Raw genomic sequence first — 11,850 nt, 5'->3', positions numbered from 1 at the left:
ATTTAATACACGAACACGCATACTGCCGACTCCGAGATAGGAATCGTTAAGTGGCACGTTCGGGCTACTCGTAGCCGTACATGGGCCTCACGGAGCAACTCGCGGACTACTTCGGCTTCGAGGAACACGACACCGACCTCCGGACGGAGGTCGTGGCGGGGCTGACGACGTTCCTGACGATGAGCTACATCGTCGTCGTCAACCCCTCGATCCTCGTCGCCGCCATCGACGTACCGAGTCGGACGACAGCCGAGACCATCCAGATGCTCGCCGTGGTGACACTCATCTCGGCGGCGGTGGCGACACTGATCATGGCGTTCTACGCGAACCGCCCGTTCGGGCAGGCACCGGGCCTCGGCCTGAACGCCTTCTTCGCGTTCACGGTCGTCCTCGGACTGGGCGTCCCGTGGCAGACCGCACTCGCGGCGGTCGTCGTCGAGGGGATTCTGTTCATCGCGCTGACGGCGGCCGGCGCGCGTGAGTACGTCATCAAACTGTTCCCCGAACCGGTGAAGTTCGCGGTCGGTGCCGGGATCGGCCTCTTCCTGGCGATAATCGGCTTACAGGCGATGCACGTGGTCGCCATCGACTCGGCGACGTTCGTGCAGTTCAACCCCATCTTCGCCAGCGACCCCATCGCCATCATCTCGGTGATCGGCCTGTTCGTCACCTTCGCGCTGTACGCTCGCGGCGTCCGCGGGTCGATCATCATCGGGATTCTCCTCACGACCGTCGCCAGTTACCTCGCGGACTTCCTCGGCTACTCCGCGACGAACCAGGAGGTCATCCCCGAGAGCGGGATCAACCTGCTGTACGAACCGGCCTCGCTGACCGGGTCGGGGACGCTGACCTACAGCCTCGCCGGCTACGACATCACCCCACTGGTGGGCGCGTTCCTGACCGGGTTGCAGAACATCGACGGCCTCTCCTTCGCGCTGATCGTCTTCACGTTCTTCTTCGTGGACTTCTTCGACACCGCCGGCACGCTGACCGGCGTCTCCCAGATCGCGGGCTTCCTCGACAAGGACGGCAACCTGCCGGACATCGACAAGCCGCTGATGGCCGACGCGGTCGGCACGACGGTCGGCGGCATCCTCGGCACCTCGACGGTGACGACCTACATCGAGTCCTCGACCGGCGTCGAGGAGGGCGGCCGCACCGGGATGACCGCGCTGGTCGTCGGACTGCTGTTCCTCGCGTCGCTGGCGCTCGTGCCGCTGGCGGCCGCCGTCCCACTGCACGCCTCACACATCGCGCTGGTGGTCGTCGCCGTACTGATGCTCCAGAACATCACGGATATCGACTGGTCGGACATCACCAACGCGGTGCCGGCCGGCATGACGATGCTCGTGATGCCGTTCACCTTCTCTATCGCCTACGGCATCGCGGCCGGGATCATCTCCTACCCGCTGGTGAAGGCGGCGACGGGCGACCTCGACGACGTGCGCATGGGCCACTGGGCGCTCGCCGGCGCGTTCGTCTTCTACTTCTTCGTCCGGACGAGCGGGCTGTTGGCGGGCCAACTGTAGACCGACGCGACTGTTCTCGACGCTGTCTCTTTCGGCGTGGGTCTCGTGACGTGGACGCGGTCGGATACGGTGTAGAGCGGGTGGTCGGCCCTGCCGGAGAGAGGTCGGGTGGATACGTTGTAGGGGACTCGGGTGAATGAGTTGGAGACAACTCGGACAAAGTAGTCGCAGACGACGAGAGGTGAACGTCCCACCCGGACGTCGTGACCCATCACGTCGCGTGGGTCGTCACCCGACGAGTCGTCGCAGGTCTGGAACCCGGCAGTCGCAGTACTCCCCACCCCTCCCCGACTGCTGGCGACTCGGACTGCGCGCAGGTCCTCGCTGTCGCTCGGACACTGCTCGGTTCCGGCCGCCACCAGATCGCGTCCTGTCGGATTCCGGGTTGTCGGAGTTGTCGGGTGACGGGTGGAGTCGTGCGCTTTCGTCCGAAATTCGGCGCGCGCGAGGAACGTGCGCGAGGAAGGGACTGCGGGCGGTGCCGAGAGCAGTCCCGAGGCTGGGGAGGACGAGGCGCGGTGCTGTGCTGTCTGCGGTGCGGTTCCTCGCGCTAGCAATCGTAGCGGTTGCTGTGCTGTCGCGGTCTGCGGTCCGGATGCAGTAACAGTCACGGTCTGAACCCTGTCCTGGCGAGAATTCGTTCCTCATCAGCGCAGTTTCGACACACCTGCGTCACGTTGGCACGGCACACGCCCAGCCGAGCAAGCGTTAGGCTCGCAGGCGACCTCTCGGTACGTGCGATGACACGACGATTCGACTGCACACAGGAGGACTGTCACTTCTCCGTCTCCTCGGACGACGAGGGCGAAGTGATCCACATGGTCCGGGAACACGCCCAGGACCGCCACGGCATGTCCGTCAGCGACAAGGACGTGCGAAAGGGGATGCAGGCCGCCTGAGCCGAGGCTACCTGACACGGCCGACTCCCCGGAGCGACCGAACCCGGCCGACTCCCCGGAACGACCGAGTGCTCGGAGCGACCGAACCCGACCGACTTTTCGTCGACGATACACCGAGCGAGTTCACTTCCACCGGCCTGTCAACGCCTGACACCCGTCGCGGAAACGACACACCAGCGAGCCGAACGCTCGCTGTCGGTTCTCGGCGAATCCGGGCGACTGCGGGTCGATTCTCGGCGGTCGCGCGGCAGGCGTGCACCCCTCGCCACCGGGCCTCTCGGGACGTGAACAGGTCAGTTCCACTTCCGGTCCGGTGGTGGCAAACGATTAAGGCCTCCCCGGAGCGTCGTATGAGTGATGAGCGATGGGCCCGAGGAGGGGATGCTCTCGTGGGACGAGTCCGTCTTCCGTGACGAACACGTCTTCGAGATCGACTACGTGCCGGAGACGTTCGCCCACCGGGAGACACAACTCCAGAGTCTCCAGTACGCGCTCCGGCCCGCAGTCCGTGGCTCGCGGCCCCTGAACACGATGGTCCGGGGTCCGCCGGGCACCGGGAAGACCACCGCGGTCCAGAAGCTGTTCGGCGAACTCTCCGCCGAGACCGACGTGCAGACCGTCCGGGTCAACTGCCAGGTGGACTCCACCAGATACGCCGTCTTCTCCCGCGTCTTCCAGGGGCTGTTCGAGTACGAACCGCCCTCCTCGGGCATCTCCTTCAAGAAGCTGTTCTCCCAGATCACCGACCGCCTCGTCGAGGAGGACGAGGTGCTCGTCGTCGCACTCGACGACGTGAACTACCTGTTCTACGAGAACGAGGCCTCCGACACCCTCTACTCCCTGCTCCGGGCCCACGAGGCCCACTCCGGCGCGAAGATCGGCGTCATCATCGTCTCCTCGGACCTGAATCTGGACGTGATCGAGGAACTGGACTCCCGCGTCCAGAGCGTCTTCCGGCCGGAGGAGGTGTACTTCCCGAAGTACGACACCGACGAGATCGTGGACATCCTCCGGGGGCGGAGTGAGCGCGGCTTCCACGAGGGGGTCGTCGGCGCGCCGGAACTCGACCGCGTCGCCGAACTGACCGCCGAGAGCGGCGACCTCCGGGTCGGCATCGACCTCCTGCGCCGCGCCGGTCTGAACGCCGAGATGCGCGCGAGCAAGACGATCAGCGTCGAGGACGTCGACGAGGCCTACGACAAGTCGAAGTACGTCCACCTCTCGCGCAGTCTCCGGGGGCTGTCGGACTCCGAACGCGCCCTCGTGGAGGTGATCGCCGAACACGACGGCGAACAGGCCGGCGTCGTCTACGAGGCGTTCCACGACGAGACCGGCCTCGGCTACACGCGCTACTCCGAGATCATCAACAAACTCGACCAACTCGGCGTCATCGAGGCGGCCTACGCCGACGTGGACGGGCGCGGACGCTCCCGGTCGTTGACGCTGGCGTACGATCCCGACGCGGTGCTGGATCGGCTGAACTGACCGCGTCGCTCTCGACCGTACTCGATTCTCTCACCGGTTCCGGGGGTGTCAGTCCTCGTCTGCCACGCTGCCGAGGTGGTCGCCGTCCCACGCGCTCCCGCCGTCTGGTTGCCCGGTCTTGAACACGCCGCGCGCGTCGGCGACGTGTGTCCCGGTCACGTCCCGGACCGTGACGGTCGCCACCGCCACGCTGTCGCCGTTCCGGATCACGTCGGCCTCCGCCACGAGGTCGTCGGTCCCGGGCGCGAGGTAGTCCATCCGCATGTCGACCGTCGGTGTCGGTGCCCAGTGGAGCGACATCACCGCCGCGCCGCCGACCGTGTCCGCGAGCGAGTAGGCGACCCCGCCGTGGGCGACCCCGCCCCCGGGGACCGAGGAGTGTTCCCGTTCCAGCGAGAGGCGACCCTCGGCGTAGCCGTCGTCGGCCTCGGTCACCTCGATCCCGAGGTGGCGGGCGTACGGCATCTGCGTCAGAAACGAGGCGAGACTCATCGCTCGGGGCTTCGCGGGTCGGCGTGAAACCGCTACCGGTCGCGGCACTCGGTCGCCGTCGGGACGCCCGGCGCACACTCACGGCCGGACGACCCCGGCGATTCCCGTCGCCGTCGGCTCAGGCGTCGCCGGCGTGCTCGGGTTCGTCTTTCCCGCCGATGCGCTGGAACACCCACAGCAGGGCGAGGAACGGCAGGATCGGGAGCATCAGCAGGCCGATCCCGGCCGCGAGCACGTAGCCGGTGAGCGTGATCTCCAGCTTGTTCGTCGGTGGCGTCGGTGGCGTGACGGAGCCAGTCATACTCCGCCCTACGGGACCCACGGCAAAAGGAGTTCGTTCCTCGGTCGCCGCCGCCAGCGGGACCGACTCCGTCGTCGCCGGACTCTCACCCGGCGTATCGGGGGTGAACGTCTTTGTACTCTGCGCCGAACGCGGGAGTATGCGTGACACGCCCTCCGAGGAGTCCGAGTCCGACGCCGACGGCCCGGACGCGGCGACTGACGGTGGCCCCGACGCGGCCGCGCCGACCGAGGACCGCACCTTCCGGCCGGCACAGAGCGTCTGCCCGTTCTGTGGCGTCGGCTGTACGATCCAGTACGCCGAGGCGTCCGGGAAGGCGACCGGGACGAAGGGGCCGGTGAACCGTCGGGGCGAGGTCTGCCCGAAAGGGGTCGCCGCCTTCGACGTGGTCGACCACGACGACCGACTGACCCAGCCACTCGTCCGGGAGTCGGGCCACCTCGTCACCGCGCCGTGGGACGAGGCCATCGACCGCGTCGTGGCGGGGGTCGCCGACATCGTCGAGACGCACGGCCCGGACGCGCTGGGCTTCTTCGCCTCGTCGAACTGCACGAACGAGGAGAACTACGTCTTCCAGAAACTCGCCCGCGTCCTCGGGACGAACAACGTGGACAACTGCGCGCGGCTCTGTCACTCCTCGACCGTCGCGGCGATGAGCGCCCGGTTCGGCGCGGGCGCGATGACGAACACCCTGGACGACCTCGGGGAGGCCGACACCTTCCTCGTCTGCGGCGCGAACCCCGCCGAACAGCACCCGATCATCTTCCAGTCGTACCTCGGCCCGGCGCTGAAAGACGGGACGACGATGATCCACGTCGACCCACGGGCGACCGCCACGACGAGACACGCCGACGTCCACCTCCCGGTCGAACCGGGCTACGACATCCCGCTGCTGAACGCGATGACGACGGTCGTGTTCGAGGAGGGACTCGAAGACCGGGCGTTCCTCGCGGAGCGCACGACCGGGGTCGAGGACCTGCGGGCGCACCTCGCCGAGGTGGACGTGGACGCGAACGCCGACCTCGCGGGGGTCGATCCGGACGACCTGCGCGAGGCGGCCCGGACCTACGCCGAGGCGGACCAGGCGGCCGCGTTCACCGGGATGGGGATGAGCCAGCACCACTGCGGGACCGACAACGTCCACGCCCTGTTGAACCTCGCGCTGGTGACGGGCAACGTCGGGAAACGCGGCACCGGCGTCAACCCCCTCCGGGGCCAGAACAACGTGCAGGGTGCGGGCGACGTGGGCGCACTCCCGGACGTTCTGCCGGGCTACCGCGAGGTGACAGACGGGGCGGCCCGCCGCGAGACCGCAGCGGTCTGGGGCGTCGACCCACCGGGAGAACCGGGACTGACCGAAGTCGAGATGACCCACCGGTTCGGCGACGAGATTCGCGGCGCGTTCGTCTTCGGCGAGAACCCGGCGATGACGGAACCGAACGCGACCCGCGTCCGGGACTCGTTCGAGAAACTCGATCTCTGTGTCGTCCTCGACCTGTTCGAGACCGAGACCGCCGAACACGCCGACGTGGTGCTGCCGGGCAGTGCGTGGGCCGAGAAGTCGGGCACCGTCACCAACACCGACCGGCAGGTCATGCGGATGCGGGAGAACGCGGATCTGCCCGGCGAGGCGCGGCAGGACCTCACGGTGCTCACCGAGATCGCTCGCCGACTCACCGAGCGACTGGGCGTCGCCGCCGATCTCGCGGGACCGGGGTTCGACTTCCCGACGCCCGAGTCGGTCTTCGCGGAACTGACCGACGTGACGCCGATCTACGCCGGGATGAGCTACGAGGGGATCGGCCACGGGAGCCAGCGCTGGCCCTTCCCGGCCGGTGCAGACGAGGGGGTCGGCGTCCTCCACACCCAGACGTTCGCGAACGGCGAGGCGACCGCGCCGCTGGTCCCCATCGAGCACGTCCCGCCGGCAGACGACCTCGCCGACGGCGAGTTGGTCCTGACGACCGGCCGCGTCCTCCAGCACTTCAACAGCGGGGCGCTGACCCGGCGCTCGGACACGCTGACGCGGATGTACCGGGAGGACGCACTCCAGATCCACCCGGACGACGCCGAGGCGCGCGACATCTCGGACGGTGACCGGGTGCGGGTGTGGAACGACCGCAAGGAGGTCGCGGTCGCGGTCGACGTGACCCCGGCGACCCGGCGCGGGACGGTGTTCATGACCTTCCACTTCGCCGATCCGCTGGTGAACGCACTGACGAGCGACGACCCCCTCGACCCGGTGGCGAAGATTCCGGAGTACAAGCACAGTGCGGTGCGAGTCGAGCCGATCTGAGCGACCGCGGGCCGTCGGCTTTTTGCGTCGGCACGGCCTATGCTGACGTGTGACGTCCCACCCGCCGGACGCCGACCCGGAGGCGAACGAGACCGAGGAGTCGGTCGAACTCCGGGCGGCGAGTCAGGCGGATCTGCTGTCGGTGTTCCGGATCGAGAAGTCGGCGTTCCCCCAGCCGTGGCCCTTCTCGGCGTTCGAGCGCTTCCTCGGCGAACCGGCGTTTCTCGTCGCGGTGCGGGGACCGGAGATCGTCGGCTACGTCGTCGCGGACGTGACGCCGAACTACGGGCGGGATATCGGCCACGTGAAGGACCTCGCGGTTCGGCCGGACGCGCGCGGTGCCGGACTGGGCAGGCGACTCCTCTCGCAGGCGATCCGGCGGATGGCGGCCGACGGCGCGACGCTGGTGAAACTGGAAGTCCGCGAGCACAACGACCCGGCACTGGCGCTGTACCGCGACGAGGGCTTCGAACTCCTGCGGCGCGTGCCGGGCTACTACGAGGACGGCGAGACGGCGCTGGTGATGGTGCTGGACGTCGACGAGTGGTTCGACGCCCAGTGAGTGAGCAGTTCCGAAGGCAGACTCGTTTTGAGCCTGCGGGCCGAACGCGGGGGTATGGGATACGCCTGTCCGGTCTGTGAGGTGCCACAGCAGGACGCCGAACACCTCGCCAACCACCTCGCCTTCACCGCACTGCTCCACGAGGACGACCACGCCGACTGGCTGGACGAGTCGGTGCCGGACTGGCGCGAGGGCGGCCCCGAGGACCTCGCTCCGCAGGTGGCCGACCTCGCCGAGGAGTCGGACTACGACGCCGTCTTCGAGGACACGACCGACGACCACGCCGGCCACGGACACGCCGACCACGCGCACCAGCACGGCGACCGGACGGGCCACGACCTCGGCGTCGACCCGGCGGCCGCCGGCAGGCAGGCCGCGTCGGCGGAGTTGGACGCCGAGGCGCAGTCGGTCCTGCAGGAGGCGCGGGCGATGACGCGAGAGATGCTGGACGACGGCGACGACGAGGAAGCGGACGCGAGCGCCGACGGGCGAGCGGACGCGGCGTCCACCGACGCCGAGACGCCGGACGAGGACGCGGACGGGAACAGCTAAACCGGAGGCGGCGGACGCACGAGACATGGAACGCGAGGGCGTCTTCGCACCCGAGACGGCGGCCGAGGCACGCGAGTTGTACGAGTCGGTCGGCCCGACCGCGCAGGTGGTCGTCCGCGAGACGGCCAAGGCGATGGACTTCGACCGGGCGGAGTACCGCGAGCGCGTCACCGGCGAGGTGATCGAGACGGCGCGTGACGCGCTGTTCGCCTCCCTGCTGGTCGTCCACCGGGGCGACCGCGAGGAGTTCGAGGCGTGGTGTGCCGACCGCGACGCCGAGGTGACGACGGTCGGGAGCGAGGACGTGGACAACGTCGTCTGGCACCACGCTCCGTTCGCGGATCGAGTGCTCGCGGCGACCTACCAGCAGGAACCGGAGGCCGCCGCCGGGACGCTCCGCCGACAGGTGTTCGGGCGCGTGTACCGAGAGCTGTTCGAGGCGTGACGGCATCGAGACGCGGGTGAACGCGCCGGTGACGAGACTCGGCGAGAGCGTTGCTCTCGCCAGACCCGGAGGGTCGAGACGCCGGGGGCTCTCACCGCTCGTCGTTCGCGACGTGTTCGACCCAGTAAACCGAGTCACTCGACCGAACTCACAGATCGTACAACTCGCCGAACTTCTCGTGGACGTAGTCGACGAAGTAGTCCGCCGTCAGCGGCTCGCCGGTCGCCACCTCGATCAGTTCCGGCGTCTCGTAGCGCTGGCCGTACCGGTGGACGTGCTCGGTCATCCACTCGCGCAGTGGCTCGAACTCCCGGTCCTGAATCAGCCCATCCACGTCAAGATCCTCGCGAATCGCGGCGTTCAACTGCGCGGCGACGACGCTGCCGACCGTGTACGTCTGGAACGCCGCGTACCGCGAAGTCCAGTGGATGTCCTGGAGACAGCCCTCCGTGTCGGTGTCGGGGACGACGCCGAGGTACTCCTCCATCTTCTCGTTCCACACCTGCGGAATCTCTGCGACCTCGACGTCGCCGGCGACGTAGGCGCGGTCGATCTCACACCGCAGGATGATGTGCATGTGGTAGGTCAACTCGTCCGCCTCGACGCGGATCAGGTTGTCCGGGTAGACACGGTTGACCGCTTCGTAGACCTCGTCGACCGTCAGATCGTCGTGGCCGTCGAGATGCTCCTGCAGCGTGGGGAGGAACTCCTCCCAGAACGGCTTCGTGCGGCCGACGTGGTTCTCCCAGAAGCGCGACTGCGACTCGTGGACGCTCCCGCGTGACTGCCCCAGCGGTTCGCCGTACTTGTCCTGCCGGAGGCCGAGTTGGTACGTCGCGTGACCGAACTCGTGGATCGTGGCCGTCAGCGCGTCCAGTGGGTCCGTGGGCTTGAACCGGGTCGTCACCCGGGCGTCGAACTGGTTGCCGGCCATGAAGGGGTGCGGCGCGGTGTCGAGGCGTCCGCGGTCGCGGTCGTAGCCGAGGAAGTCCAGCGCCGCCTCACAGAGCGCGCGCTGGTCGGCCTCGGGATACTCGCCCTCGAAGGGGTCCGCGAGGTCGGTGTCCGACGCCTCGATGTCGGCGATCAGCGGCGGGAGTTCCGCCCGGAGCGTGTCGAACAGCGCCGCCATCTTCTCGATGGGGAACGTCTGGTACGTGTCCTCGTACATGACCTCGTAGGGCGGTTTCTCGGGTGCGATGTGCCGAGCACGCTCGATCTGGAGTTCCCGCATCTGTTCGAGTCGCGGCGCGAAGGCGTCGAAGTCGTCGTCGGCCTTCGCGTCCTGCCAGATCTGTTGGCTCTCGGCGGCGGTGCGGCTGATCTCGCCCATCAACTCGCCCGGAACCGCCTCGCTGCGCTCGTAGTCCGTGCGAATTTCCCGGACGGTCGCAGACTGCTCGTCCGACAACTCGGCGTCCGCGAGGTCGGCCAGCCAGTCGCCGACCTCGTCGTCCACGAGGAGTTCGTGGCTCGTCTCGGTCAGCGCCGAGAGTTGCTGGGCGCGACCGGGTGCCCCGCCGGAAGGCATCGTCACCTGCTGGTCCCAGTTGAGGAACATCGCGGACTGCTGGAGGTTCGAGATCCGACGGTACCGGTCGAGGAGGGCGTCGTAGGCGTCAGGCGACTCGGGGTCGTCTGTCGTGGCCGCCGACTCCGCCGAGTTACTGTCGTCCGTTGACATACGATGTGGTGCGAGAGCGAGTGGCAAAGGCCTGCTGGAACCGGCGGTCGAGGCGACGGGTCGCGACCGACCGCGAGACGGTCGTGCAGACGCTCACGACCGCCAGTAGGAGGGCGTCAACAGCACGAGAACGGGGATGATCTCGATCCGACCGAGCCACATGAGGAAGGTCATCAGCAGTTTCGTCTCGGTCGGGAAGGTGACGTAGGAGGCGAACGGCCCCGCGATGCCGAACGCCGGGCCGACGTTGAAGAACGTCGAGGCGGCCGCACCCATCGCCTCGAACTCCGTGAGGGCGAGTCCGTTCCGGGAGGCGTCGATGACGACGACGATCGTCGCGACGATGAAGAACAGCAGGCTGATCAGCGTGTACGCGTAGATGTCCCGGATCGTCTCCTCGTCGACGGCCTGCCCGCTGAGGCGAACTGGGCGAATCGCGTTCGGAATCGCGGCGGTGAACAGGTCCCGGCGGAACGCCTTCAGCACGACCAGCCAGCGCAGGGCCTTGATCGAACAGGTCGTGCTGCCGGCCATCCCGCCGACGAACATGCAGACGAACAGCAGGTGCTTGGCGGCCGGCGACCACACGTCGAAGTCGGTACTCGCGTAGCCGGTCGTCGTCACGATGGAGACCACCTGAAACAGCGCGTGGCGGACCGTCTCCGTCGGCCCGGCGAAGGTCCCGTCGATCAGCAGGACGGCGGTCACGCCGGCCGTGAACAGCGAGAGCAGGCCGAGGTAGAACCGGAACTCGTCGCTCCGGCGGAGTCGCCCGAAGTCCCCGCGCAGGACGAAGTACAGCAGGACGAAACTCGTCGCGCCGACGATCATGAACGGGGTGACGGCCCACTGCACGGCCGGCGAGAAGGCGGCGATGCTGTCGCCGCGCGGGGAGAAGCCGGCCGTCGAGATTGTCGTGAAGGCGTGGGCCACCGCGTCGTACAGCGTCATCTCGGGGGCCAGCCCGACGAGTCGGAGGCCGTACAGCACCGCCACCTGCAGGGCGGTCAGGCCGATGTAGAGCTTCCAGAGGATGGTCGCGGTCTCGGAGATGCGGGGGGTGAGCTTGTTCACGTCGCGCGTCTGGCTCTCGGTCTCCATCAGCTGTGCCCCTCCGACCGACAACTGCGAGAGGACGGCCGTCGCCAGGACGAGGATACCGAGGCCGCCGAGCCACTGGAGGGTCGCCCGCCAGAGCATGATCGCCCGCGAGTGGGCCGAGAAGTCCACGACCACGGTCGCGCCGGTGGTCGTGATCCCGCTCATGCTCTCGAACAGCGCGTTCACCGGCGCGGCGAGCGTCCCGTTCCCGGCCAGCACGAAGGGGACCGCGCCGACGACCGCGACCGAGAGCCACGTGAGCGCGACCATCAGGAACGCCTCGCGTGCCCGCAGGTCCTCGGGGTCGGCGAGTCGTTCGAGTCCCAGACCGAGGAGGACGGCCCCGGCGATGGTGCCGAGAAACGGTAACAGGGGTGTCCCGTCGAGCAGAGCGACCGGCAGGGGGACGAGCAGTGGCACCCAGAGCCACTTCAGGACGGTGCCGACGAACCGGAGGCTGACGCGCCAGTCGACACGGACGGTCACGGCCGCCCCTCACCCCGA

At 68.1% G+C, this 11,850-nt stretch carries 11 protein-coding genes; 7 read left to right on the top strand and 4 right to left on the bottom strand.

The features are described 5' to 3' along the window. The first annotated feature begins 80 nt into the window (after window positions 1–80). The 3 genes from LI337_RS07855 to LI337_RS07845 all read left to right on the top strand — a co-directional run bounded on the left by LI337_RS07855 (window position 81) and on the right by LI337_RS07845 (window position 3,913). Window positions 81–1,529, top strand: a complete 1,449-nt coding sequence (locus LI337_RS07855) for an NCS2 family permease (RefSeq protein ID WP_227229253.1) — start codon at window positions 81–83, stop codon at window positions 1,527–1,529. A 740-nt stretch (window positions 1,530–2,269) separates the two neighbouring features. Then, a complete protein-coding gene (locus tag LI337_RS07850; RefSeq protein WP_227229252.1) occupies window positions 2,270–2,428 on the top strand; it encodes a DUF1059 domain-containing protein in 159 nt (52 codons plus the stop codon). A gap of 357 nt (window positions 2,429–2,785) precedes the next feature. Beyond that, window positions 2,786–3,913, top strand: coding sequence for an ORC1-type DNA replication protein (locus LI337_RS07845; RefSeq protein WP_227229251.1), 1,128 nt, complete (start codon window positions 2,786–2,788; stop codon window positions 3,911–3,913). A 48-nt stretch (window positions 3,914–3,961) separates the two neighbouring features. Here LI337_RS07845 and LI337_RS07840 read toward each other — a convergent pair whose 3' ends face one another. After that, entirely contained in the window at window positions 3,962–4,405 is a 444-nt protein-coding gene (locus tag LI337_RS07840; protein WP_227229250.1) for a PaaI family thioesterase, read from the bottom strand. 118 nt (window positions 4,406–4,523) lie between these two features. Beyond that, complete coding sequence (locus tag LI337_RS07835; RefSeq protein ID WP_227229249.1) at window positions 4,524–4,706, bottom strand: DUF7535 family protein; 183 nt, start codon at window positions 4,704–4,706, stop codon at window positions 4,524–4,526. A 139-nt stretch (window positions 4,707–4,845) separates the two neighbouring features. On the opposite strand from LI337_RS07835, the gene fdhF reads away from it, so the two are divergent. The 4 genes from fdhF to LI337_RS07815 are packed head-to-tail and all read left to right on the top strand — an operon-like array spanning window position 4,846 to window position 8,561. Beyond that, the gene (fdhF, locus tag LI337_RS07830) at window positions 4,846–7,002 is read left to right on the top strand and encodes a formate dehydrogenase subunit alpha (protein ID WP_227229248.1); all 2,157 of its coding nucleotides are present in this window, start codon (window positions 4,846–4,848) and stop codon (window positions 7,000–7,002) included. Between the two features lie 49 nt (window positions 7,003–7,051). Further along, entirely contained in the window at window positions 7,052–7,564 is a 513-nt protein-coding gene (rimI, locus tag LI337_RS07825) for a ribosomal protein S18-alanine N-acetyltransferase (RefSeq protein WP_227229247.1), read from the top strand. A gap of 54 nt (window positions 7,565–7,618) precedes the next feature. Then, window positions 7,619–8,116 carry a DUF5810 domain-containing protein gene (locus LI337_RS07820; protein ID WP_227229246.1) on the top strand — a complete coding sequence of 166 codons (498 nt, stop codon included), beginning with the start codon at window positions 7,619–7,621 and terminating at the stop codon, window positions 8,114–8,116. Between the two features lie 25 nt (window positions 8,117–8,141). Continuing rightward, window positions 8,142–8,561: a DUF5809 family protein gene (locus LI337_RS07815; RefSeq protein WP_227229245.1), complete on the top strand. Its 420-nt coding sequence runs from the start codon at window positions 8,142–8,144 to the stop codon at window positions 8,559–8,561. 148 nt (window positions 8,562–8,709) lie between these two features. Here LI337_RS07815 and LI337_RS07810 read toward each other — a convergent pair whose 3' ends face one another. Further along, entirely contained in the window at window positions 8,710–10,245 is a 1,536-nt protein-coding gene (locus tag LI337_RS07810) for a carboxypeptidase M32 (protein WP_227229244.1), read from the bottom strand. 93 nt (window positions 10,246–10,338) lie between these two features. Further along, window positions 10,339–11,832: a TrkH family potassium uptake protein gene (locus LI337_RS07805; protein WP_227229243.1), complete on the bottom strand. Its 1,494-nt coding sequence runs from the start codon at window positions 11,830–11,832 to the stop codon at window positions 10,339–10,341. Window positions 11,833–11,850 lie beyond the last annotated feature (18 nt).

Source organism: Salinirubrum litoreum, assembly GCF_020567425.1.
GTDB lineage: Archaea > Halobacteriota > Halobacteria > Halobacteriales > Haloferacaceae > Salinirubrum > Salinirubrum litoreum.
Note: the sequence above shows the minus strand (reverse complement) of the source record. Positions and strands in the feature narration are given on the sequence as shown.